Origin of the sequence: uncultured Tateyamaria sp. (genome assembly GCF_947494755.1) — a bacterium.
In the GTDB taxonomy this organism is placed as follows: Bacteria; Pseudomonadota; Alphaproteobacteria; order Rhodobacterales; family Rhodobacteraceae; genus Tateyamaria.
In genome coordinates, this window is the sequence record NZ_CANLVZ010000001.1 from 350287 (window position 1) to 374927 (window position 24641).

At 61.8% G+C, this 24641-nt stretch carries 21 protein-coding genes and 2 pseudogenes; 8 read left to right on the forward strand and 15 right to left on the reverse strand.

From position 1 onward, the window contains the following. Positions 1–106: 106 nt before the first annotated feature. Together Q0908_RS01755 and Q0908_RS20360 are read left to right on the forward strand one after the other, a co-directional pair. Positions 107–1726: a long-chain-fatty-acid--CoA ligase gene (locus Q0908_RS01755; protein ID WP_299280714.1), complete on the forward strand. Its 1620-nt coding sequence runs from the start codon at positions 107–109 to the stop codon at positions 1724–1726. Between the two features lie 255 nt (positions 1727–1981). Beyond that, complete coding sequence (locus tag Q0908_RS20360) at positions 1982–2518, forward strand: putative nucleotidyltransferase substrate binding domain-containing protein (RefSeq protein ID WP_366868607.1); 537 nt, start codon at positions 1982–1984, stop codon at positions 2516–2518. Positions 2519–2774: 256 nt separating this feature from the next. Here the strand turns inward: Q0908_RS20360 and Q0908_RS01765 are convergent. The 6 genes and pseudogenes from Q0908_RS01765 to Q0908_RS01790 form a co-directional block, all read right to left on the reverse strand. Next, a pseudogene (locus Q0908_RS01765) lies at positions 2775–3086 on the reverse strand (ferredoxin); the annotation flags it as partial. Positions 3087–3104: 18 nt separating this feature from the next. Continuing rightward, entirely contained in the window at positions 3105–3311 is a 207-nt protein-coding gene (locus Q0908_RS01770; protein ID WP_299280715.1) for a hypothetical protein, read from the reverse strand. Then, the gene (locus Q0908_RS01775) at positions 3256–3462 is read right to left on the reverse strand and encodes a hypothetical protein (RefSeq protein WP_299280716.1); all 207 of its coding nucleotides are present in this window, start codon (positions 3460–3462) and stop codon (positions 3256–3258) included. Before Q0908_RS01775 ends, Q0908_RS01770 begins: the two co-directional genes overlap by 56 nt. Beyond that, positions 3435–4286 (reverse strand): pyridoxamine 5'-phosphate oxidase family protein, encoded by an 852-nt coding sequence (locus Q0908_RS01780; RefSeq protein WP_299280717.1) that lies wholly within the window; start codon positions 4284–4286, stop codon positions 3435–3437. The genes Q0908_RS01775 and Q0908_RS01780 overlap by 28 nt, the downstream gene beginning before the upstream one ends. Continuing rightward, complete coding sequence (locus tag Q0908_RS01785; RefSeq protein ID WP_299280718.1) at positions 4283–4639, reverse strand: glutathione S-transferase N-terminal domain-containing protein; 357 nt, start codon at positions 4637–4639, stop codon at positions 4283–4285. The genes Q0908_RS01780 and Q0908_RS01785 overlap by 4 nt, the downstream gene beginning before the upstream one ends. 30 nt (positions 4640–4669) lie before the next feature. Next, entirely contained in the window at positions 4670–5146 is a 477-nt protein-coding gene (locus Q0908_RS01790; RefSeq protein ID WP_299280719.1) for a nuclear transport factor 2 family protein, read from the reverse strand. 205 nt (positions 5147–5351) lie between these two features. Here Q0908_RS01790 and Q0908_RS01795 point away from each other — a divergent pair. After that, positions 5352–5717: pseudogene (locus tag Q0908_RS01795) on the forward strand (LysR substrate-binding domain-containing protein); the annotation flags it as partial. 37 nt (positions 5718–5754) lie between these two features. Here the strand turns inward: Q0908_RS01795 and Q0908_RS01800 are convergent. The 3 genes from Q0908_RS01800 to Q0908_RS01810 form a co-directional block, all read right to left on the reverse strand. Continuing rightward, a complete protein-coding gene (locus Q0908_RS01800) occupies positions 5755–7977 on the reverse strand; it encodes a TRAP transporter fused permease subunit (RefSeq protein ID WP_299280720.1) in 2223 nt (740 codons plus the stop codon). Positions 7978–8095: 118 nt separating this feature from the next. Continuing rightward, a complete protein-coding gene (locus tag Q0908_RS01805; RefSeq protein ID WP_299280721.1) occupies positions 8096–9076 on the reverse strand; it encodes a TAXI family TRAP transporter solute-binding subunit in 981 nt (326 codons plus the stop codon). Between the two features lie 109 nt (positions 9077–9185). Next, the gene (locus Q0908_RS01810; protein WP_299280722.1) at positions 9186–10085 is read right to left on the reverse strand and encodes a LysR family transcriptional regulator; all 900 of its coding nucleotides are present in this window, start codon (positions 10083–10085) and stop codon (positions 9186–9188) included. Between the two features lie 95 nt (positions 10086–10180). On the opposite strand from Q0908_RS01810, the gene acdA reads away from it, so the two are divergent. Next, positions 10181–11398, forward strand: a complete 1218-nt coding sequence (acdA, locus tag Q0908_RS01815) for a 3-sulfinopropanoyl-CoA desulfinase (protein WP_299280723.1) — start codon at positions 10181–10183, stop codon at positions 11396–11398. A 2-nt stretch (positions 11399–11400) separates the two neighbouring features. Here acdA and Q0908_RS01820 read toward each other — a convergent pair whose 3' ends face one another. After that, on the reverse strand, positions 11401–12282 hold the full coding sequence (locus Q0908_RS01820; RefSeq protein ID WP_299280724.1) for a bile acid:sodium symporter: 882 nt from the start codon (positions 12280–12282) through the stop codon (positions 11401–11403). Positions 12283–12309: 27 nt separating this feature from the next. Beyond that, on the reverse strand, positions 12310–14031 hold the full coding sequence (locus Q0908_RS01825; RefSeq protein ID WP_299280725.1) for an AMP-binding protein: 1722 nt from the start codon (positions 14029–14031) through the stop codon (positions 12310–12312). A gap of 336 nt (positions 14032–14367) precedes the next feature. On the opposite strand from Q0908_RS01825, the gene ugpB reads away from it, so the two are divergent. From ugpB to ugpC, 4 genes are read left to right on the forward strand one after another with little or no spacing between them, the layout of a single operon-like run. Then, positions 14368–15681 (forward strand): sn-glycerol-3-phosphate ABC transporter substrate-binding protein UgpB, encoded by a 1314-nt coding sequence (gene ugpB, locus Q0908_RS01830; RefSeq protein WP_299280726.1) that lies wholly within the window; start codon positions 14368–14370, stop codon positions 15679–15681. A gap of 59 nt (positions 15682–15740) precedes the next feature. Next, positions 15741–16622 carry a sn-glycerol-3-phosphate ABC transporter permease UgpA gene (ugpA, locus tag Q0908_RS01835; protein WP_299280727.1) on the forward strand — a complete coding sequence of 294 codons (882 nt, stop codon included), beginning with the start codon at positions 15741–15743 and terminating at the stop codon, positions 16620–16622. A 20-nt stretch (positions 16623–16642) separates the two neighbouring features. Next, entirely contained in the window at positions 16643–17479 is an 837-nt protein-coding gene (ugpE, locus tag Q0908_RS01840) for a sn-glycerol-3-phosphate ABC transporter permease UgpE (protein WP_299280882.1), read from the forward strand. A gap of 4 nt (positions 17480–17483) precedes the next feature. Then, the gene (ugpC, locus tag Q0908_RS01845) at positions 17484–18539 is read left to right on the forward strand and encodes a sn-glycerol-3-phosphate ABC transporter ATP-binding protein UgpC (RefSeq protein ID WP_299280728.1); all 1056 of its coding nucleotides are present in this window, start codon (positions 17484–17486) and stop codon (positions 18537–18539) included. A gap of 16 nt (positions 18540–18555) precedes the next feature. Here ugpC and Q0908_RS01850 read toward each other — a convergent pair whose 3' ends face one another. The 4 genes from Q0908_RS01850 to Q0908_RS01865 are packed head-to-tail and all read right to left on the reverse strand — an operon-like array spanning position 18556 to position 24532. After that, positions 18556–20832, reverse strand: coding sequence for a glycosyltransferase (locus Q0908_RS01850; RefSeq protein ID WP_299280729.1), 2277 nt, complete (start codon positions 20830–20832; stop codon positions 18556–18558). Beyond that, positions 20817–21269, reverse strand: coding sequence for a pyruvate/2-oxoglutarate dehydrogenase complex (locus Q0908_RS01855; protein WP_299280730.1), 453 nt, complete (start codon positions 21267–21269; stop codon positions 20817–20819). Before Q0908_RS01855 ends, Q0908_RS01850 begins: the two co-directional genes overlap by 16 nt. Before the next feature lie 10 nt (positions 21270–21279). Then, positions 21280–24225 carry a caspase family protein gene (locus Q0908_RS01860; protein ID WP_299280731.1) on the reverse strand — a complete coding sequence of 982 codons (2946 nt, stop codon included), beginning with the start codon at positions 24223–24225 and terminating at the stop codon, positions 21280–21282. Further along, positions 24209–24532 carry a hypothetical protein gene (locus Q0908_RS01865; protein ID WP_299280732.1) on the reverse strand — a complete coding sequence of 108 codons (324 nt, stop codon included), beginning with the start codon at positions 24530–24532 and terminating at the stop codon, positions 24209–24211. Before Q0908_RS01865 ends, Q0908_RS01860 begins: the two co-directional genes overlap by 17 nt. Positions 24533–24641: the final 109 nt, after the last annotated feature.

A 24641-nucleotide genomic window follows, 5' to 3' on the forward strand; every position in this document is an offset into this window, starting at 1 on the left:
TTCGTCCGCATCAATCGCTTGCCAGTTGCAGCGCCCCTTGGCAGGTTGGTGGAACCGGGGACGTGCGGAGACACGGGCGCCTCGCCACACCAAAGGGAGGCCCGCCATGCTTGGCCAAATGATGAACTTTCCCCTGACCATTTCGTCGCTGATTGACCATGCGGCGCGGTTTCACGGGGACACCAGTATCGTGTCGGTCAACACCGGCGGCGGGGTCGAGGACACCACGTGGGGACAAGTGGGGGCCAATGCGCACCGTTTGGGGGATGCGCTGTTGGGCCTTGGCCTTGAGCCGCAGGCGCGCTGTGCCACCATTGCTTGGAACAACCGCCGCCATCTTGAGATCTACTTTGGCGTGTCTGGCGCGGGCCTTGTCTGCCACACGATCAACCCGCGTCTGTTTCCCGAGCAGTTGGTCTATATCATCAACCACGCCGAAGACCGCGTGCTGTTCATCGACCGCACGTTCATCCCGCTGGTCAAGGCGATCCGCGACAAGCTGCCGGGGGTTGAGCATATCGTGCTGATGGAGGGCCGTGATGACGCGGCGGCGGCCGAGATCGAGGGGCTGAAATTCTATGACGAGTTGATCGGCGACGGCGCGCCCGATTTTGCATGGCCCGAGTTCGACGAAAATACAGCCTCATCGCTGTGCTATACGTCCGGCACGACCGGGAATCCCAAGGGTGTGCTCTATTCCCACCGCTCGACCGTGCTGCATTCCTTTGCCTCCAACCTCAACGACTGCATCGGCTTTTCGGCCATGGATGTGGTGCTGCCCGTGGTCCCGATGTTCCATGTGAACGCGTGGGGCACGCCTTATGCCTGCGCGATGGTCGGCGCGCGTATGGTTCTGCCGGGCCCCGGTCTGGACGGGCCGTCGCTGGTGGGACTGATCGACACCTACAAGGTCGGGATTGCCTTGGGGGTGCCGACGATCTGGCTGGGGCTGTTGGGTGAGGCCAGGAAATCCGGCTCCAAACTTGAAAGCCTGACGCGGACGGTTGTGGGTGGGTCCGCCTGTCCGCCCTCGATGATGGCCGCCTTCCGTGATGAGTACGGGGTCGAGACGATCCACGCCTGGGGCATGACCGAGATGTCGCCGCTTGGTTCGTCCAATCAACCGCTGGCCAAACACAAGGACTTGCCGCAGGCCGAACAGCATGCGCTCCGTGAAAATCAGGGGCGCCCGCCGTGGGGCGTGGATCTCAAGATCGTGGACCCGGATGGGGCCGAACTGCCCCGCGACGGGGTGGCGCAGGGTGATCTGATGGTGCGCGGGCACTGGATTCTCGACAGCTATTTCCTGAGCACCCGGGACGAGACGCTGACGGATGACTGGTTCCACACCGGCGATGTCGCCACGTTGGACCCGGACGGCTATCTGTCGATCAAGGATCGCTCAAAGGACATCATCAAGTCCGGGGGCGAGTGGATTTCATCCGTCGATCTGGAAAACATCGCCATTGCGCATCCTGCGCTCGCGGATGCTGCGGTCATCGGTGCGCGTCACGAGAAATGGGATGAGCGGCCGGTGCTCGTGGCTGTCGCCGCCGAGGGGCAGGACCCGTCCGAGGATGAGGTGCTGTCGATCTTCGACGGCAAGATCGCCAAGTGGCAGGTGCCGGATCGTGTCGTGTTCACCGATGTGCTGCCGCGCAACGCGACAGGCAAGGTACTCAAGCGGAACCTGCGCGAGACGTTCGGCGAAGTGCTGATCGGGTAGGGGCCGGGGCACGGGCCCACGACCGGGCGATTGGCGCACAGCACTTATCGGCGATCAGATGGCGCTTGGAGGGTGACGATACGCGCTTTGCAGCGCATGTGTGATATCTCGGTTGGATGTGCTCGCGGGGTCAGCGCTGAAGGGTGGTGACCTGCTGCGTGCGATTGGCGTGGATAAGGGCGACCGAGCGCCCTAACGTCAGGCTAACAAGAGTCGCGGTTCAGGTATCCCTCACACTGATCGCGTGATCATCGCATTCAACTGGACCTCAGGCACAAGGGCGGCGTCCCGGTTGTCGATCCGGGACGGATCTACACGCTGCGAGGCACGCTGGAGCCTGTTAACACCCGCGCGCGGCTGACAGCAGCGATAGCCGCCGGAGCGGTGTCGGCCTCGGGCGGTGCAGATTTGCTCTACGCCTGTGACCTCATGGCAAACCTGAGTCTGGCCCATCAGGCCGAGCGGATCAAACGTGGGAACAAACCGACCAATTGCCTTGATCCGTTCGTGCTGTCCGACTTTGAACGCAGCCACCTGCGCGATGCGTTTGTCGTTGTCAAAACCATGCAAACGGCTGCCGGGTCTGGTAAAGCTGCGCTAGGATGGCCTATATTTCTGGAATTGATCACCACTGTCTGTGCCGGGATCGCCGGGGCAGGCGTCGCGTTGCTGCTCAACATCGCCGCACGGCGGCGCTTGCCCAAATGGGTGATGCCTGTGGCTGCGGGTCTGGGCATGACCATCTCGAACGGACACACATGGTTCGAGCGCACGCCAGACTGCCTCCCGTAGAGGATAGACATTGCAACGACCATGCAGGAGCAAAGCTGGCTGCGCTCCGGGATCCAAATGTGCACCCATATCAAACGATTTACCGTTGCTGACCTTGCCACGACCCGCACCAATGAAAACCTGCCTGATCAGCGGCTGACCACCACACAGCTTTGGCCGATGCAACGGCAACAGCAGACGTTCTGGTCAGACTTTTTGCCTCTGCTGGAAGCGTGCGAGTTTGTCCCTTTAGGGGACTTGATCGCAGTCGCGCGGCCTAGCTGTGCGCGACGCTCGGCCCGAATGTCTCGAAATGAATGCGGTCCGTTGGTACCCCCAGGTCCTCCAAACCGGATATGATGGCGGAAATGAACTTGGCCGGGCCGCACAGCAGATAATCCGCATCCGGCCCAACCTGTATCTCTGCGATGTCCTTGGCCGTGACGCGCCCCCTGCGGGCGACCTCCCGGTCCGCAAGGTCAGCGTCCTGCGCCTGGCTGTAGAACGTGTGCTGATGCAGGTTTTCGTGGCGCGCCATCAGATCCGCGACCTCGGCTTGCAACGCGTGATCGAGTTGCGTGCGTGCGCCATGCGCATACCACGCGGTTCAGGTGGTGGCGGCAGCCGCATGCAGCATAGACACCATGGGGGTCAGCCCGACGCCTGCACTGATCAGCACAACCGGCCCGCAGCCCTCGGGCAGCACAAACACACCTGACGGGTCGCGCGCCTCGATGATGTCGCCGATGCGCAGGTGATCATGCGGAAATCGGCAAATGCTGGCCGGGCAGGAACGAGGGCAGGGGGCGCCCATCCACCGGGGCGACGTAAAACGAGCTGATGTCAGCCGTTTCGGCGTCGCGCCGTGCCAGTAGCAATTGGCGCGATTGCGATTCCAGCCTGTCCCACCGCAGCGACATCGCACCGGGACGCCAGATCACCTGATCGATCTCGACGTTGACCATGCCTCGGGGTCATGGGCGTTTTGAGCCGCCCAATCGATGTCGGCGCGTCCGGTCACATGCAGCAGACCGCCCGTTTTGAAATCGACGAACAGCAGACCGATGCGCGGGTTCGACACCAGATTGCCAATCGTGTTGAAAAAGTTGTTGCCCACATAGTCGGGGATTTGCAGATGAGTGCCGTCCACCACATGCACAAAGCCCGGCGCGCCGCCGCGGTGGGACGCATCATAGCCATTGGACGCCGCACCCGTTTCACCTTGGTGACCTGATCCGATGAACATCGTGTCTGCCACCCCGATCAGGGCGATTTGGGCATCACTCAGCGCGTCGGTCCTCTGCGCTTGGACAGTGGTGGTTCTGGTCACACGGGTCCAAGAACGTTCGTGGATATATTGAGGGCAATTACCAAAAGTTTGTTCGATATCAATGCTATAATTGCCATCCTTCGCGCGCATCATCCCGCTAAATCGGTTACGTCGACGGCTTGCCAACTCGATGCCCAAGACACCAATCTGGGTGCCGGTCTGAAAGGCGTCGGCCAGCGGATCGGTCGGGTCAATATCCGTGTCCAGTTCGATCAAACGCGGATGGGGCACGCGTGCAAAGCCCTCGGGCCCTTCGACAAGGGTGATCCACGTCTGCCCCGTCGCATCCGCGCCGGACACCAAGAGAAAGGGGAGCGAGGTGTGAAACGCCTGATGCTCTTGGGGCAGATAGTCGCGAATGAAGCCACCCGCCCATGCCGCCACATCGCCCACACCAGCGCGCGCCTGCGCCGTCAACTCACCTGCGTGAAAAGGTTGGTTGAGGTCCAGCTTCGTCATGTCATGGGTCCTTTCGAGCGTCGGCAATGAGGGACGTGCCAGAGCCGAACGGGCAACCGGCACGCCGCAATGGTTAGCCAACGCCGCAGCTCGGCCGCCTCTTTGGGGTCGGTGGGCAGCCAGTGCGAGCCCTTTGCGTAGGTCTGCACCAGATAGATCAAAATCGCGTTGCTGTCGGTGAGTGCGTCGCCGCCGTCATTGATTGCGGGAACAAGGCCAAAGGGGCTGATCTTGAGATACTCAGGTGCCTTGTGCGCGCCATTGGTCTCATAAGCCACGCCCAGAAAGGCGAGCATCAATGCCACCCGATGACAATGACTGGATTTCGGGTTGCGAAAGAGCTTAACAGTCATGGCGTAGTCAATTGAAATTGGGGGAGAAATCTAGAGATCGAGATCGCTTAAGCCGGGGTGGTCATCCGGGCGGCGCCCAAGTGGCCAGCGAAACTTGCGGTCGGTTTCTGTGATCGGCTTTTCGTTGATCGAAGCGTGCCGGTGCGCCATGTAGCCGTTCTCGTCGAACTCCCAGTTCTCGTTGCCATAGGCGCGGAACCAGTTGCCGCTGTCGTCGTGATATTCATAGGCGTAGCGCACGGCGATGCGGTTGCCGCCGAAGGTCCACAGCTCTTTGATCAGGCGATAGTCGTGCTCTTTGTCCCATTTGCGGGTCAGGAAGGCTTCGATTTCAGCGCGTCCTTGGGGGAATTCCGCGCGGTTGCGCCATTTGCTGTCAGCCGTGTAGGCCAGCGCGACCTTTGCCGGATTGCGACCGTTCCAGCCATCTTCGGCCAATCGGACCTTTTCGCGTGCGGTGTCTTCGGTGAAAGGGGGCAGCGGATGGCGGGGGGCTTCAGGTGTCATGCAGTGATCCTTTGGGTGCAGCAGGTTGTGCTTGAGGATTAACGTAATTGGGCTGTCTGACGAATGAATGCGGATAGTCTGAAAGACACTATTTCGTGTTTTGACCATACTGCTGTGCCGCCTTGGATCGTTTGCGAAGCCTTGAGGTGTTCATTGCGGTCGCCGAGGCCGAGAGTTTTGCCGAAGGCGCGAGCGGCACGGCACGCCGCAAACGCTGGCCGACCTGGCCGAACATCAGATCGTGTCGGGACCAGCGGTGGGGCAGACGACGGATTGGCGCTTTGGCGTGGATCAGTCAGAGGTGGTTCGGCTGAAACCGCGCCTGCGTGTGAGCAGCGTGGCGGCCTCGATTGCCGCCGCACGCCAAGGCTGGGGTCTGGTGCGCGCGCTGTCTTATCAGGTTGGCACCGAATTGCAGGACGGTCAGCTACAAAGCGTGTTGCGCGCACAGGAGCCGGCCCCGTTGCCCATCCATCTGGTCCATGTCGAGGGGCGGCGCGCGCCGGCCAAGGTCAGATCGTTCATCGACTTTGCCAAGGCGCGGCTGCGATCTGCCGAAATGCTGCAGTGAGGTGGTGGGCCGGAAGGTCTTGCGGCTCGGAAGCCGTCTAGGACGCCGCAGGTTTGGCGCTTGTGGCGCGGGACAGGACGAACAGCGCCAAGGCCCCTCCAACCCCGATCAGGTCCGAGACCAAGCCGCCCTCAATCATGAAGAGCGCGACAATGATCAGCCCGCCACGGATCGGCCAGGCGGCACTGCGCGCCGCCCACCATCCCTGCACGCCCGAGGACAAGAGGAAGACGCCGAAGATCGCCGTCGCCCCGGCGCGCAACACTTCGAACCACGTCCCGTCCATCAGCAGGGCGGAGTTGTAAAAGAACATGAACGGCACGATGAAGGCGGCGATCCCGATCTTGAACGAGGCGACGGACGTGGCCATCGGGTTGGCCCCTGAAATGCCTGCAGCGGCGTAACTGGCCAGCGCCACAGGGGGCGTGATGGCGGACACGACCGCGAAGTAGAACACAAAGAAGTGGGCGGTGAGGGCCGGAATACCCAATTGTACCAGCCCCGGTGCCACAACGCTGGCCGCAACCGCATAGGCCGCAGTCGTCGGCATCCCCATCCCCAACAGGATCGAGATGCACATGGCAAAGAACAGCGCGAGCAACTGGTTGGTGTCGGCAATGCTCAGCAACACCGACGAGAACCGCGCGCCCACCCCGGTGAGCGAAATGACCCCCACGATGATGCCCGCGCAGGCACAGACCGCGATGATCTGGATCGACATGGTTCCCGCCAACTCAAACGCTTTGGCAATGGATCTGGGTCCCATCCGGTAGGGCGTGAACCAGCTGACCACAGCCGCCGCAGCCGTCGCCAATGTGCCTGCGCGGATTACCGAATAGCCCATGAAAAGTGCGGCGATCAGAATGATGATCGGCAGGAACAGGAACACCCGGCGGATCATGTCGCGGAACTTGGGCAACTCGTCCTCGCGCATGCCGCGCATCCCGAGCTTGGCGGCCTCGAAATCGACCATGAAATAGACAGACACGAAATAGAGGATCGCCGGAATGATCGCGGCAATCGCAATGTCCGTGTAGGGAATGCCGGTGATCTCGGCCATGATGAAGGCACCGGCCCCCATGATCGGCGGCATGATCTGCCCACCGGTGGAGGCTGCGGCCTCAACCGCGCCAGCGGTCGTCGGCTTGTACCCTACCTTTTTCATCAGGGGGATCGTCAGCGAGCCTGTGGCCACCACATTGCCCGCAGAGGTCCCGTTGATCATGCCCATCAGCCCGCTGGCAAAGATCGACACCTTGGCCGGGCCACCCCGCGCGCGCCCGGCGGCGGCAAAGGCGAAGTTGACGAAATATTCGCCCACCTTCGAGGCCTGCAGGAAGGCCGCAAAGATAATGAACAGGATGATATAGGTGGACGACACCGCCGTGGTCGGCCCCAGAATCCCCGCGTCCGTATAGACCTGGCTGAAGAAACGCTGCCACGCGATGTCCGGCGCATTGAGGAAGCCGGGCAGAAGGTCACCGACAAACACATAGACCAGAAAGATGCCGGCGATGATGATCAGCGCAAGACCGGCCACGCGCCGGGTCAGTTCCATGATCAGGGCCGTGCCTGCGACGGCTGCAAGGCTCATCCCGATGGGCGCAAAGGGGGTGCCCGTGGCATTGCGCATCAAGGTGCCAAAGATCGTGATCAGATAGATCGCGACGCCCACAGCGCAGACCGCAAGCAGCAGGTCAGCCGACGCAATCGCACCCCGCACCCGGGGGCGTATCCAGCCAAGGACGATGCCAATGGCCGTCGCCGCGATCAACGGCACGCCGTAGTGCCAGATTTCGGCGTTACGGATGCCCGCATCGATGCCGTTCCACAGCACACCGTTTGCAATCTGATTGGCAAAGCCTGCGGCGGTGTAACAGGCATAAAGTGCAGGCAGCAAAGCCAGATAGGCGATCATGTCCAGCGGATGCCTGCCGCCCGTGTCCTTGTCTGGAAAGGCCCGCGCGGAATAAAGCAGGAAGCCAAGGATCAGGGCCCCCGCGATATGAACGATGCGGAAATTCCATGTCTCCATCGGAAAGACCGGCAGGCCGGGAATATCAATACCGGTCCACGCATTGATGGACCAGCCGTTCAGCACCGCCATGTGGAAGATCGCATAAAGTCCCGAGATCGCCGCAATGGCGAGATAGGCCCGACCGGTGAACGCGCGGCGGTTGTCTTCAACGGGTTCGTCGTCAACACCTTCGACCTTGATGGGCTCTTCGGACAGGGCATCCATTTCGGCGTTGTCGGTCATTATACGTCTCCGCTGTGCCGCCGCCACCTAACGGGTGACGCAGCATTCCAGTCTGCCTGGACCTCAGATGATATGAAAAAGCGGTGACCACACAACAGGTATGGTCACCGCGCAGGGCTTAATTGCCGTGGATTTGATCGGCAGGGATATCAGCACCTGCATTATCGATGAACCACTGGGCGGCACCGGGGTGCCACGCAATCACGCCGCCATTCTTGTTCCAGTTTTCGGGCAAGGTGGAGCGCGCCGCCTTGTGGATGTTCATCATCCGCTCGTTGTCGGACATGATGATGTCCACGACCGCGTTGACCATGCTGTCGGGCAGATCGCAATTGGCGATGGCAAAGTTCCACATCGACACCGACCGCGCGTCACTTTCCAGCGTCGAATAGGTGCTGGCCGCGATATCGAAAGGGGCGACGGGGAAGGCCTCCATGATGGTCGCCTGCTCGGCTTCGGTGAACTCAATGATGTTCACATCCGTCTGCACCTCAAGCTGGCTGACCGCAGGGACCGGCACACCGGCGGCAAAAGCGATCACGTCGATCAAACCATCCTGAAGCTGGCCACCAAGGTCGCTCCACGATCCGTTGCGACGCTCAAACTCGACGCCCAATGTCTCCATCATGCGCGGGAAATACGTGTCCGAGGTGGAGCCTGCGGGGCCAAACCCGATCCGCGATCCTGCCGGGATATCCGCAATGGTGGTGATGCCGGATGAGGACAGCGCGGTCACGGAAAACGGCGTCTGATACATCGGGAACATCGCGCAGGCATTCGTCATCTCAAGGCCAGGCGCGATCGGGCTGAGGCCCGCAATCGCTTCGGCTGCGGGGCCCATGGTTGTCATGCCGAACTGCGCGTCACCTGTGTGCACGAGCGCCATATTCTGACCCGGACCGCCCGTGACTTCGCCGCCACCGGTCAGCCCCAACTCTTCGGCCACCAGATTGGCCCAGCCGGAGCCGTAAGCGAAATACGTACCACCCTGCGATGCGGTGGCCACGGTAAAGCTCTCTGGCCAGCCTGTCCGATCTTCCTGGGCAAATGCTGTTGTTGCGACGAGTGCGGATGCCGCAAAGGTTGCAGTCCACTTCATAGATGTATCCTCCACTGATGTTGGCCCGGTCCTTGCTGGATCAGTGCATGTTGATCGGGACGTCCGAAGACGCCTTGTGCGACCTTACGTAAGCGGCGAACGGAAATTCTCAACGAATACCCCTCTTTTTTTGTAAGGCTTGCGCGTCTTGCGGGTCAAACTGCGCGGTCAGCAGGTCCAGGCGTCGCCCTGCAAAGTCTTCGGTCCGCGTCACCAGCATAAGCGAGCGGTGGATCGTGCCCGGTGCTGCAAACTCCACCAGATCGCCAGCGCCATAGCGCCGGACGTCCGGGGCAGGCAGCAAGGTAAAACCAAGGCCCGCCTTAACACAGCCCATGATCGCTTCGAGGTTGTCGAGTACGATGGTGGGCGCGTCGGCGGGGCGCGCGTTGGACGGCATGGCATCCGCGATCAACTGACCAATGCCTGTTTGCGGCATGAAGTGAAAGAACGGCGTATGGGTCATCAGCCCCTCAAGCCCGCCACCTGCAATGCGCGCCGCAGCTGCAAACACAAAGGGTTCGCGGCGCAATTCCACTTCGCGCAGCCCTTGCACATATCCGGTGGTGCCCGTCACAACGGCCGCATCAAGGCCCCCGGTCAGCACCTTTTCCTGCAGCGCCTTGGACAGCCCGGTTTCAAAGGCGAATGTGGCGCGCCTCATACTGGCTTGGGTGTTTTTCAAAAAGCTGGGCAGCAGGCGCGCGGCGGCCGAGGTGACAAAGCCGACGCGGAAATGCCCCACCAGATCGTCGTCCTGCACACATAGATCACGCAGCGCATCTTCGCACGCGATCACTCCCTCGGCTTTGTCCACAACAGCCCGGCCCATCGGCGTCAGGCGCGGGGGTCTGACCGAGCGGTCAAAGAGCTGCACGCCCAACTCCACCTCAAGCGCCTTCATCTGCATCGACAGCGCTGAAAGGGTCATGTTCAGTTGCTCGGACGCTTTCAGGAACGAACCGACTTTTGCGATCTTGAGAAGGCTTCTGAGGGCGCGCGTTTGCATTCTTCAGTTATCCTGAATTTGATGTTCATTTTTATTCCGTTGAGTTGAAGAAATCCAGGGGTAAACTTGAGCCGACCCCATTCGGAGTATGGACCATGACACATCCCGCCGTCGCCGCCGCCAGAGACTTGGCCCCGGCCTTTGCGCGCCGCGCCGCCATTTGGGACACCGAACGACGTTATTGCTGGGACAACGTGGCCGATCTGGTGGATGCGCGCATCATGGGCATGAGCATCCCGGCGGAACATGGCGGTCTGGGGGCCAGCTATCTTGATGTGGTGCAGGTTGTCGAAGAGGTGGCCAAGGCCTGTACATTGACCGCCCGAGTGATTGTCGAGGCGAACATGGGTGCGATCGGCGCGGTCATGGCCTATGGCACCGACGCGCAAAAAGCGTTCTGCGCGCCCATCGTGTTGGCGGGCGACAAACCAGCCATTTGCATCACCGAGCCGGACGCCGGAAGTGCCGCGACCGACATGCGCACCACAGCCCGCAAACGCGGCGACACCTATGTGATCAATGGCACGAAACACTGGATCACGGGGGGAGGCGTGTCCAAGCTCCATCTCGTTTTTGCCCGCGTTCAGGATGAGGCGGGCCATGATCAGGGCATCGGCGGGTTTATCGTGCATGTGGACGCCGACAGGGGGGGCATGCCTGACGGGTTCAGGATCACGGGTCGCGAACGCACGATGGGCCTGTGCGGTATGCCCGAGGCGACGTTGGTGTTCGACAACCTCGTGATCGACGCGGAATGGGCGCTTGTGCCGCCCTCTGGCTTTCGCGGCGGATTTGCCGATCTGATGAATGCCTATAACGCGCAGCGCGTGGGCGCAGGCACCATCGCGATGGGCGTGGCGGCGGGCGCTTATGAGCGGGCCAGAGATTACCTGCTCGCGCGGCACCAGTTTGGCCGTCCGCTTGCGGAATTTCAGGGCCTGCAATGGATGCTGGCGGATATGGACACGCAGATCACCGCCGCGCGCCTGATGCTGCATGATGCGGCGGCCTCACGTGGGCCAAATGGCAGCCAGTTCCCCGATATGACACGCGCGGCGCGGGCGAAGCTGTTCGCGTCCGAGATGGGCATCAAGGTCGTGAACGACGCGCTTCAGATGTTCGGGGCGCGCGGTTACGGCAGCGATGAACCGCTTGAACGGATGTACCGCGACGTGCGCATGTTCACCATCGGCGGCGGCACCGCGCAAATCCTGCGCACCCAGATCGCGGGCGCGGCCCTTGGAATCAAGACGCCGCAAACCCGCGATGGGTACGCATCGCCCCCTGCGATGCACCTGCACGCAGCCGAGTAGTTTTACAGCAACCCGTCGGGCATTTTCTGCTCGGCCGCGGTGTTGGCGCGGCGGAAATAGAGCGTCACAAGCGTCGACACGATCACGATGAACAGCGAATAAAGCACCGGCACCGCGTTCACCGCCTGTTGCTCAGCACCCGAGAAAGTGAAGGCGACGATGGCGATGGCGAGCGGTCCGTTCTGAATGCCCGTCTCAAGCCCCACAGTGCGCGCATTGCGCGGATGCAAACGCAGCGCCTTGGCAAACAGATAGCCCACCGTGATCCCGATCAGCCCAAGCGCGATGGACGCCGCATAAGTCGCCCACCCCGTCTCCATCAGGAACGCGAAATTGCGCGGGATCCAGGACACGATCAGGAACGCGATAAAGAAAACGGCCAGCAGTGAGCCCATGAATTCGGTCACCGCGCCCACATTCGCGTTCAGTTTGCGCAGCACCATGCCAATCGCCACAGGCACGAGCAGCAGGATCAGAGTCGCAATGATGTTTTCGCGCGGGATGTCGACATCCAGCGCGCCGGCATAGACCACCAGCACGATGGGAATCAGTACTACGCCAAACACTGTCGAGGTGACCGTCATGAGGACCGACAGCGCGAGGTTGCCCTTGGAAAAATAGGTAAAGATGTTGGAGGTCGTGCCGCCGGGCATGCAGGACATGATTAGGATGCCGATCTTGATCGGGTCCGACACCGGCAGGGTAAGGGCCAGAAAAAAGCCAATGAGCGGCATCGCCCCGTATTGCGACGCCACCCCGATCATCAGCCCATAGGGCCGTTTGAGCGCAAGGATGAAATCGCGCGGCGTCAGCGACGCCCCCATGCCAAGCATGATCACAAAGATCATGAGCGCGAGAATTGCCTGTTCGAATTGTCCGACCATGTCGAGATCTACCTGTTGAGAGTGTTCTTAGGACGCAGCGCGTGTGGCTGTGTCGGGCTGGCGCAGATCCTTGCGCAGGATCTTACCCACGTTGGATTTCGGCAGATCGTCACGGAATTCGACGGTCTTGGGCACCTTGTAGGCGGTCAGATGCTCTTTGCAGTAGGCGCGGATGGCTTCGGGGCTGAGTGTGGCGTCGTGCACCACCACGAAGGCTTTGACCGCCTCGCCGGAGGCCCCATCAGGCACCCCGATCACAGCCGCTTCCATGATGCCGGGATGGCGGGCCAGACAATCCTCGATCTCGTTTGGATAGACGTTGAACCCCGAGACGAGCACCATGTCTTTCTTGCGATCCACGATGGAGAAATAGCCGTCCTTGTCCATGATCCCGATGTCACCGGTCAGCAGCCAATCATCGCGCATGGTCTTTGCGGTCTCATCCGGGCGGTTCCAATAGCCCTTCATGATCTGCGGGCCGCGTGCGGCCAGTTCGCCAGCCTCGCCCTGGAGGACCTCATTGCCGGCCTCATCCACGCAGCGCACCTCGGTCGAAGGCACGGGGATCCCGATGGAGTTCGCACGCGTCTTGCCAAGCGGGTTGAAGGTGATCACGGGCGAGGATTCCGTCAGCCCGTATCCTTCAAGCACCGGCTTGCCCGTCACCTCCTGCCATCGCTCTGCGACCGAGCTTTGCAGGGCCATGCCGCCGGAGGACGCAAATTTGAGCGATTTGGGCGGCGTGTCCTGAAACCAGACCTCGTTGGTGAGCCCGTTGAACAGCGTGTTCACACCGCTCATCCAGGTGATCGGGTAGTTTTCAAAGGCGCGCTTGAGGTTGCTGAGGGGGCGCGGGTTGGGGATCAGAATGTTGCGCGCCCCGAGGTAGTAAAACCCAAGCAGGTTCACAGTGAACGCAAATATATGATAAAGAGGCAGGGCCGTCAGCGCCGTCTCATTGCCTTTCTCGACGCCGCTGATCATCTCCATGGTCTGTTCCATGTTCATCATCAGGTTGGCATGGGTCAGCATCGCGCCCTTGGCCACACCTGTCGTGCCGCCGGTATATTGCAGGCACGCGATATCCTCCGGCGACAGGGCCGCGCGGTAGCTTTCGACCGCGATGCTGTTGCGCTTGCTGTACTGATGGCCTGCCGCGATGGCGTCCGGCAGGCGGATATGGGGCAGGGTGATCGGGGCCAGTGTGCGGTCCCAGTGCTTTTGCACCAGCCGCACGATGCCGCGTGGCATGGCGGGGAAGAACTCGGCCACTTGCGTCACGATGACGTTGGGTATGGGATGCCCCTTCAGGGCTTTGGTCAGCTTTTCGGCAAAGATGTCCACGACGATCAGCGCCTGCGGATCGGAGTCCGCAAACTGGTGGGCCATCTCCTCGGCTGTATACAGCGGATTGACGTTCACCACGACGCATCCGGCCTTGAGGATCGCAAAGGCCACAACCGGGAAGGATAACCCGTTGGGCATCTGAACCGCCACCCGGTCGCCCCGTTTCAGCCCTGCCGTTTCGCGCAGGTACACTGCCAGCCCGTCCGACATCTCGTCCACTTGGGCAAAGCTGAGGGTGCCGTTCATCCCGTTGGGCAAACAGGCGGTAAAGGCAGGCCGGTCTTTGTAGAGGTTGGATACCGCGCTGACCATGTCGCCAATGGTGCGATACTGTGCGGTCGCAATCTCAGTGCGCATGGACGGGTCATAAAACGCGGTCCATGGATGGTGTGATTGGCTCATAATCCCTCCCGAGAATCTTCGTCCACAAAACAGCCGTTTGGTCCGTATATTCAAAACTTTCGCAGATGCGACTGTTACTCGTGGTCACATGTGCGTCCCGTACCGATTTTTCGCATGCCGCAAGAAGGGGCACTCGCCTCATCTGACGCAATAAAACGGTGTTTGTCGTGCTGCGCGCCTTTTCCCGCCGCCCTCATCGAACGGTCACCAGCGCAATTATGAGCCAACTTGAGTTTTTGTCGCATGCGTGTCAGGTTTTGTAGGTCAAAAGCGCGTGCCGACACGAACGTACGGCAACCGATGGCAACGCACCAGTACCGGTGCATGGGAGGAACAATGAAAAGATCACTGCTCGGCGGCCTTGCCGCATCCACCGCAATTCTGTTTCCAATGATTGCTTCGGCGCAGACCGAGGTCCAATTCTGGCACGCCTTCACAGGCCGTCTTGGCGAGTTGGTCAAGGCCCAGGTCGAAGAGTTTAACGCCAGCCAAAGCGACTATGTCGTCGTCGAAAGCCACAAGGGCAACTATTCCGAAACGCTGAACGCAGGGATTGCCGCATTTCGTGCGGGCGAGCAGCCCCATATCCTGATGGTGTTCGAGGTCGGCACAGCCACGATGATGGCCGCGGGTGGTGCGATCAAGCCTGTGCATGAAGTGATGGCTCAAAGCGGTGCCGAGTTCGATCCCGACGCATATATCGGAGCCGTCAAGGGGTATTACACCTCGACCGATGGTGAGATGCTATCGCTGCCCTTCAACTCCTCTACCCCTGTTTTGTGGGTGAACCGGGACGCGATGCAGGAAGCGGGCGTTGATCCCGACACGGACCTCTCCACATGGCAGAATGTGGGCGCGGTTCTGGACCAGTTGAAAGAGGGCGGCGAAGAGTGCGGCCTTGTCACCGCATGGCAAAGCTGGATCCACCTCGAAAACTTCTCGGCCTATCATGATGTGCCGTTTGCAACGCAGGACAACGGCTTTGCCGGTCTCGACACTGAGTTGGCCTTGAACGGTCCGGCGCAGATTGCGCACCTGACGGCGATGGGCGAGTGGGCACAGGACGGCAAGTTCATCTATACCGGTCGGCGTAATGAGGGCGGTGCAAACTTCCGCGCAGGTGAATGCGCGCTCTTTACCGAAAGTTCGGCAGGCTATGCGGGCATCAGTTCCGAAGCCGAGTTCGAATTTGACGTGCGCCCCTTGCCCTATTGGGAAGGGGTCGGCAACGCGCCGCAAAACACCATCATCGGCGGGGCCTCGCTCTGGGTGATGGAGGGGCATGAAGACGCGGAATACAAAGGCGTCGGTGAATTCCTCAGCTTCCTGTCCTCGTCCGATGTGCAGGCGTCGTGGCACCAGAACACCGGCTATCTGCCCATCACCGCCGAAGCGGGTGTGGCGACCCGTGCCGCCGGTTTCTATGAGCAGAACCCCGGCACGGACATCGCTGTGATCCAGATGACGGCCAAGGAACCGACAGCCAATTCCAAAGGTCTGCGCCTTGGGTCTTTCGATCAGATCCGTGGCATCATCGACGAAGAGCTGGAAGGCATCTGGGCGGGTGACAAGACCGCGCAAGAGGCGATGGACAGCGCCAAGGAACGTGGCGACGCGCTGTTGCGCCGCTTTGAAGCCGCCAACCGCTAAGCGGACGGCATAAGGGCGGGCCTGCATCGGGCCCGCCCGTTTTTCTTGGGGGCAGTGATATGGAAAAGCGCGTCACGTTTCGCGGCTGGTGGTTGCCGGCGCTTTTGATTGCGCCCCAAGTTCTGATTTCGGCGGTGTTTTTCTTTTACCCGGCAGGGCAGGCGATCTGGCAGTCGCTTTTCATTCCGGACCCGTTCGGGCTGTCTTCGCAATTCGTGGGTCTGGGTAACTTTGAATTCCTGCTCAGCGACAAATTCTACCGCGCCTCGTTTGCGACGACGGCCGTCTTTTCCATTCTGGTCACGCTGTGTTCGATGATCCCGGCCCTGTTTCTGGCCGTGATCGCAGACCGGCTGATCAAAGGCTCGGGCGTCTATCGTACGCTGCTGATCTGGCCCTACGCGGTCGCCCCGGCGGTCGCAGGCGTGCTGTGGCTGTTCATGTTCAACACCCGCGTCGGCGTGGTGTCGTGGTATCTGGGCAATCTCGGCTATGATTGGAACCACGTGCTGAACGGGGGCGAAGCAATGGGGCTGGTTGTCGTCGCGTCGGCCTGGGGGCGGATCAGCTACAACTTCCTGTTCTTCTTTGCGGCCCTTCAGGCGGTCCCGAAATCGGTGATCGAGGCGGCAGCCATTGACGGCGCGCGGTTCTGGAAGCGGTTCTGGACCATTGTGCTGCCGCTGCTCTCACCCACGACATTCTTCCTGTTGGTCGTGAACGTCGTCTATTCTTTCTTTGAAACCTTTGGCGTGATCCACACCATCACCTCGGGCGGGCCACAACAATCGACCACCATTCTGGTCTACAAGGTCTTCTCGGACGGGTTCGTGGGGCAGGACCTTGGTTCTTCCTCGGCCCAGTCTGTGATCTTGCTGATCGTCGTGGGCCTGCTGACGGTGATCCAGTTCAAGTTCGTGGAAAAGCGGGTGCATTACTGATGGCGCGCGAAATACATGGGATGGTGGAAAAGCGCGGGGCCGGGCTGTGGCTGACCCATGTGTTCATGATCCTTGGCGTGCTGGTGATTTTCTTTCCGATCTGGCTGGCCTTTGTGGCCTCGACCGTCTCGCAACCCGAAATCGTGCGCCCACCCATGCCGCTGCTGCCGGGCGATAGGTTCTGGGAAAACTATTCAGCGGCCCTGTTTTCAGGCGTCAACGTCCCGGTTGCCACGATGTTGTTCAACAGCCTCGTCATGGCCATCGGGATCGCGGTGGGCAAGATCGTGATCTCGCTACTGTCCGCCTTTGCCATCGTCTATTTCCGCTTTCCGGGGCGGAACGTGTTTTTTTGGATGATCTTTCTGACGCTGATGCTGCCGGTCGAGGTGCGCATCGTGCCCACCTATGAAGTTGTAGCCGGGTTCGGGATGCTCAACAGCTATAGCGGGCTGATCTTTCCGCTGATTGCCTCGGCCACGGCCACCTTCCTGTTCCGCCAGTTTTTCCTGACGATCCCGGATGAGCTGGCAGAGGCCGCGCGTGTGGACGGTGCCCGCCCCATGCGGTTTTTCTGGGACATCGTGGTCCCGATGAGTCGGACAAACGTCGCGGCCCTGTTTGTGATCCTGTTCATCTATGGGTGGAACCAATATCTGTGGCCACTTTTGATCACCACGGACCCCGAAATGAACACCATCGTCATGGGCATCAAACAGATGTTCCCGTCAGGCGATGATGTCGCCGACTGGCCGGTGATCATGGCCACGTCCATCCTTGCGATGATCCCCCCGGTGATTGTCGTGGTCAGCATGCAACGGCTGTTTATTCGCGGCCTTGTGGACAGTGAGAAATAACATCATGGCGACCATTACCCTCAACGACGTCAAAAAGAACTTCGGCCCGACCCACGTGATCCATGGCATCAGCGCGGGAATTGCGGATGGTGAGTTTATCGTGATCGTTGGGCCCTCCGGCTGCGGGAAATCCACGCTGTTGCGCATGGTTGCGGGGCTCGAGACGATCTCTTCGGGGGAGGTGCTGATCAACGATGCGCGCGCCAATGACAAGGAACCGATGGACCGGGACGTGGCCATGGTGTTCCAGAACTATGCACTGTATCCGCATATGTCGGTGCGCCAGAATATGGGCTACGGGCTGAAGATCGCCAAGATGCCCAAGGATCAGATCAAGGCCAAGGTCGAAGAGGTTGCGGCGATGCTGCAACTTTCGCCCTTGCTGGACCGCAAGCCCAAGCAGCTTTCGGGCGGGCAGCGTCAGCGCGTTGCGATGGGCCGCGCGATTGTGCGCGAACCGGCGGTGTTCCTGTTTGACGAACCTTTGTCCAATCTGGACGCCAAGCTGCGCGTGCAGATGCGTCTTGAGATCAAGGAGCTGCAATCAAAACTCGGCATCACCGCGATGTATGTGACCCATGATCAGGTCGAGGCGATGACAATGGCCGACAGGATGATCGTGATGAACGCCGGCGTGGTCGAACAGATCGGCACCCCGCTTGAGGTCTATGAGACCCCGCGCACGCTGTTTGCCGCGCAGTTTATCGGCAGCCCGGCGATGAATATCGTCGATGCTGAGGTGAAGGGCGGTCAGGCTCTGGTCGACGGTCGGGTTGTCACGGCCACGGCAGGGCCGGACGGGCCGGTCAAGCTCGGCATCCGGCCCGAGCATATGGATGTGGCCGAGGACGGCCCCCTTCATGCCTTGGTTCAAATGACCGAACCGCTTGGGGCCAACACACTGTTTCACAGCAAGCTGACGGGATCCTCCGAGAGTTTCACGATCAGCCTGCAAGGCGTGCATGCGCCGTCGAGCCATGGTCAGACCATGCGTTTTGCGGTGCAGCCGGGGCAGGCGCATATCTTTGACGCCGAGACCGGGTTGCGCCGGACCACGTGACCGGATGTGGTCCTTGCTAGGCCGGATGCATCTGCTGTGACAGGTGGTCCGGTGTTCTGGCAGGTTGATCCTGTGGCTCTGGGTGGTCCGCCTCGATCGGCAGCCGTGCAATTGTTGATCCGGCAAGGTCGGTGACAAGCTCTGCCAAGGCGCTGGCCCCATTTTCCTGCATCTGCTGACCCGCAAGCCGCGCGCCTGCCTGCGCCATCCGATCCCGATTGGCGGGGTCCAGAAGGTGCGACAGCGCCCCGGCCTCATCAAAGGGCGCATCCCGGCGGACCATCAGCCCACAGCGCATGTCAACCGCATAGCGCGCCCGCTCGATCTGCTGATCCATCTGCGCATGTTCATTCGGCACCCAGAGCGTGGGCAATCCGGCGGCCAGATGTTCGCAGAAGGTGTTGTATCCGGGGGCTGCCACGGCAAAGTCGAAAGCGGACAGATATTGCGCAAACGGATAGCCCGTCAGCCGCGCGATGGTGGCGGGCACATCCAGACGCTGTTGCGCAATTTGCCATTCCGCAAGGGCAAGACCCACGCCCGCCCGCCCGCTCAGCCCGTCGATGACGCGGGTGGTGATCCCGGCGAGGTCAAAGTTGTTGCCCGATCCTGTCGCCACCAGCACGTTCGTGTTCGCAGGGTCGAGGCCAAGCGCAGCGCAGGCCTCCGCTCTGCCAGGCCGCTCGGCCTCATCCAGAATGCGCACAGGCGGCACGCTGCGGGTCTGCCCGGCATAGTCGAGTGTTGGTCCGTGATCGTAGGCCCAAGCGGGATCAAGCGGTTCGACAACAACATCGAATGCTCCCCCACGCTCAAGTGCCGCGATGTCGCGTCCTGCCCCCCACATCGCGCGCCGTATCCAGACCGACGCGATGCACGGACGGCGTGCCAAGGCGTTCAGCAACCCCTGAAACGGCACATTGCCGTCAAAGATCACCACCTCCGGTTTGTAGAATGCGAATGTCGCCTCAAGCGCTGCGGCCAGGCCGATGATCCAATGGGCTTTGGCCTGCCCGTAGGTCGTGTGATACGGCAGGTGTTCGCTGACAAAGCCGAACTGGCGGACGGTGTCGACGGCGCGCGAGTGGCTCACGAACACCGGCTGAAGGCGGACGGGCAGTCGCCGCGCCACGGCCAGTTGCCGGGTGAGATGCCCCATCCCGATCCCATTGGTCGAATAGAACAGCACGCGCGCATTCGGGGTCGTATGGATCGCAGGCGCAAAAGCGGTGACTGAGGGCGCACCGATCAGCGCCGCGACCCGGTCCACGAAAAGGCCGGGCGCAAATATCTCGCGTTGCACGGCAATGCCGGCCTGCCGGGTCCCCTCCATCAGGTCCGGGTTCAGCTTGAGGTCGATGGCCGCCTGAACCAGCGCGTGCGCGTCGCCGTAGACCGCCGCACCGCCAAAGATCTCGCGATAGGGTTCGGGCAGGCACGGCACAACCCCCGCCGATATCGCCATCAGCGCCTCGACCGGCACCGGGTCGTCATGGGCAAGGTCAGCATTGGCAAGCAGATCGACCTTGGCCAGAAATGAGTCGAGCGGCAGATGATCATCCGGCCATCTTTCGACCGGGGCAGGGGAGGGGCAACCCTCGCCCGTCTCATTAACCAGCCCCCGTTCGCGCAAGGCAACAAGGGGGGTGGCGCGAAACGGGTCGGGCCATGTCGATGCGGGACGTGCCCGCGCGATGCGCGTCCGTCCAATTGTGGGCCGCGCACGTTCGGCTGCGTCGGCACGCACGTGGGTCAGATCGGGGGCGACGGGGGCCCAGTCCTGATCCGTCAGGGGCCAATCGGGTGCGGCATAGACCATCGCGTCGCGCGCAATCATCGAGGTCGGAGCCCATACGGTCGTACCGCCCATGACCATCTCGGCCCGCGCACGCAGGCGATTACGGGCAGGTCTGTCGAGGCTGGCGAGCGCCGCAGGACGCTCCACCGTGACAACGCGGTGCTGCGCGTCAATCCGGGGCGCGCGGATCAGGTTGGCCGCAAAGAGGCGCGCATCGAAGGTCAGGGCGAGCGTACAGAGTACGGCAGCCTCCGGTCCAACCCGGCGCACGTCACCCGCCTTGACCAAGGCGCGCAGATCAGGATCGACCGTATAGGGATCGGCCCGCACCGCATCGCTGATCACCGGCGCGACGGCGATGCTGTATCCGGCCTTTGTGAGGGCGGTGATGGCGGCGCTGTGACAGGGAGCCGCGATATCGCCCACGCGGATGTCCGCGAGGATCAGGATATCAACTTCAACCGGTGTCGCGCCGCTGGTCAGGTTGCCCGACACGAAAGGCCCGAAGCAAAGGTGCCGCGTTCACCGGGGGCAAAGGCGATTGTCTCGACCTGCGTGGCGGCGCGACGGGCGGAAGGGCGGGTGGCTTTGCTGACCACATAAAGCCCGTCCCGTCCGCGACTGCCGGGTTTGAACATGACATAGCTGTTCAGCTTGTATTCTTCGACGGTGCCGTTGGCTGCCCTTACGCGCGGTTGGGGCGTGCGCACCTGACCCGATGGGGTCTGACATTGCACCGCTGCGTTGATCGGCCCGGTGTAGCGCAACGCCATGGGCGTGCCCGAGGGGGTTTGCGCCGCCACGCTGAACCCGAGCGACTGAAGGCGCGTCACGTCCTCAGCGGTCGAGCGGGATGAGACCGGAGCCTCGTCACAGGCCGCCAAAAGCAGCGGCAGCGCCAGGGCGGTGGCACAGAAATATCGGTTCATCATCGTCTGTCTCCTAATACGTTTCTGAAATGACGGCTAAAATATCAATCGTTATAGGTCCTGAGGGCAGGGGAACTCCTTGTTCGGCAAAAACGTCGGCCAAGGCGGCCTGGGTGCCTGCACCCAATTGGCCATCGGCAGCGCCGGGCTGTTTGCCCGCGCGCGCCAACATCAGTTGCGCGGCCGTGACAAACTCGGCCTCGCTGTAATTTGCAACGCGTTCGGCGATCTGCTCGGCAAGGGCCGCGTCATCGGACAGGCTCAGCGCCTTTGCATAAAGCGCCAGCGCTTCGGGGCGGTTCTGTTCAACCCCGCGGCCCGTTTCCGTCAGCTTGGCCAGATCAATGGCGGCGCGCGGTACCCCCCCCGCGACCGCCTGACGATACCACGTCGCAGCGGTCGCAAAATCCGGTTCCACCCCGTCGTTTGAGGCAAAGACCCGACCGGCATCGCGTGCCGCCCATGGATTGCCCTCAGCGGCCACGCTGTAAAGGGTGCGCGCACGCGCAATGTCCTTGTCGACGCCGCGCCCGGTCTCGTAAAGTTTGGCCAGCGCGCGCTCCGCGCCATAGACCCCTTCTTCAATCGCGCGTTCAAACAGCAGAGCGGCGCGCGCCGGGTCATCAAACAGCGGTGTTTGCGACGCATAAAGCCGGGCGAGCCGGAAATAGGCTTCGCCGTCGCCTTGCTGGGCCGCGCGCACATAAAGCCGGGCGGCCGCCTCCACATCGGGGGGGGTGCCCTGGCCTTGCTCGTACATGATACCCAAACGGGTCATGCCGTTGGGCACCTGGCGCGAGGCGGCTGTTTCGAACCAGAACCGCGCCTGTTCAAAGTCCTGCGCGATGCCGTCCCCATCCTGATACATGCGGGCAAGGCGGGTCTGTGCGGTCAACTCGCCGGACTTGGCCGCCTGGATATACCACCGCTTGGCCTCTTCGGGATTGGCCTCTACCCCCAGCCCCTTCTTGTAGAACTCGCCCAGATTGGTCATCGCCCAATCATTGCCGCGCGCGGCACCCCGTTCGTAAAATTCGCGGGCCTTTGCGTAATCCTGCGGCACGCCGACTCCTGCGCGGTGGACCCAGGCTAGCGCAGTCAGCGCCGCAGTGTCGCCCGCAGCCGCAGCCGCCTCGAACAGCTCATAGGCCCGGCCAAAGTCCCGCGCGACGGCCTGTCCATCCAAATGCATCTGGCCCAGATAGACCATGGCGTTGACATATCCCGCCTCGACCGCGCGAACCTGCCAGACGCGCGCGTCCTCATAGCGGCCCGCAGCGCGGTAGGCGCGCGCCAGTTGCGCCCAGAAGCGTACCACATCGGGGTAACGGGCGATGGCTAACTCGCACACGACGATGGCCCCTTCGAAATTCCGCTCAAGGATGAACTGGCGCGTGCCCGCCGTGACCCGTTCGCTGTCATAAGGGTTGCCCGCCAGCATGTCGCAGGCATCCACATAGCTTTCGACATCAACCGCAACCGGCTCGGTCGCGCCGCCCTCGCCCAGCACTTTGCCCTCAAGTGTCTCACGCCCACCGTTGGAGCCGACATGGGGTTCGAATTCGGACGTCTCACCGGCGCGCACGTAATGCACCGCGCCCTGCGCCAGTGGCGTGCCATCCGCCGCGCGCACCTCGCCCAGTCGGGGCGCGCGGGACACATAGACCCATCCCTCCGTCCCCTCATCCGACAGGGTAACCTCGGAGGGGCCGACCCCGATCGGCACCGCGTGGGCGTCGCTGTCGAGCCGCGCAATGACATCCGCGCGAAACTCGGTTTGGGCCGCCTCGGTCTGGGGCTGCAAAACGGGCAGGGCCGGGTCAGGCGCGCTCACAGCATCTGGCGCGCCGCCCAAGGCCGCGATGCGCGCGCTTGCATCATCGGCAAAGGCCCCACCGGGACTGGTCTTGATATAGGCCTCGAACGCGTCCAGCCGGTCAGAGCCTTCGATTGCCCGCCAAAAGATACGGTCCACGATGCGCTGTGGGGGCAGGGTGCCCAATGTGTCGCCCTCGGCCCCGAGCCCGGTGGTCGCGCCGCGCAGATCGGCGGTGTCGGGCTTGAAATAGAACGGATTTTCAAGCGTGCTCGTGGTCCAGGCAATCTGCTGGCCGTCAGTGCGTTCCCGCACGCCGCCGCGCACACGGCGGAACAGCTCGGCCAGTTCAAGGCCCGGCTCGTCGATGGTTTCGGCGATAGAGGCGGTGTAGGGGCTGTGCTGGCCGACACCGTCAAAGGCGACCGCGCCGGGGGCGGTGGCAAAGCTGATCATCGTTTCGCTGTCACCGGCCGTCATCTCGGCCAGCCCGCCGGTCGAGGCCTCAGACAACAGGACCAGCCCGCGCTGTACCTCATCGCGCGACTGTCCGATGGTGATGGCGCGGGTCGCAATTTCGTCCGCGTCCTGGCTGGTGATGTCGATAAACGGGTTGTTGCGGCAGGCATCCAGCAGCACGATGTTCAGCCGCGCGCCGGACCTATCCATGATGTCCACGAACAGTTGCGCATCGACCGATTGGGCGCGCAGATCATCGACCGAGGACGGCGCGACCGAGATCGGCAACAGATAGTTGCGCCCGCCCACCTGCACCCCGTGACCGGCATAAAAAAACAGCGCCTCACTGCCCTCGCGCAGGCGGCTGCGGAAGGTGGCAAGGTCGGCCAGCATCGTCTCGCGATCCGCATCGATGCTCTCGATCACCTCGAAACCGGACTCCCACAGCTTTTCGGCAATAAGTCGCGCATCGTTGGCCGGATTGGGCAGAGATTCGACATTCTGATAGGCCGAATTGCCGATCACAAGGGCGACGCGGGACGCATTTTGGGGCGTCGTGTCGTCTTGGGACAGAGCGGCGGATCCGACCGTGATCGCGGCCAGCACAACGCAGCAGCCCAGCTTGGTCCGCTGGAATGACTCCCCAAACCGGGGGCAGGTCAGGTGGTTAGTAAAGATCCCCACGCCCGTCATCTCGTTGAGTGTTGCCGGTGGTCTGGCTGGGGCTGGCGGTGCGGCGCGGCACCGAGAGATTGACGCTTTGGGCGATGTCAGAGCGTGAAAAACCTGGGTTTTCGCGCGCCAACTGGAATTCCACGATGGCCATGAACGCCGCTTTGGCGCGGGGGCCGGTCGGGCTTTGACGCAGATAATTCTCGGCCTGAGCCTGTGTCGTGAACGTATCGCTGCCAAAATTTTGGGCGCGCACGGCCCCCGGCAAACCGATGACGCCGATCAGCAAAACCAATTGTCCCACAATCCAACTGCGCATGAGAAGGCCCCCCTTACCCTACGTCAAAGGATAGAAACCGGCACCGGGTCGTGTCAACTAAGGTCCCTCGCGCATCGGCGCGGTCTCGCCAAAACGCCCGGCCTGTGCC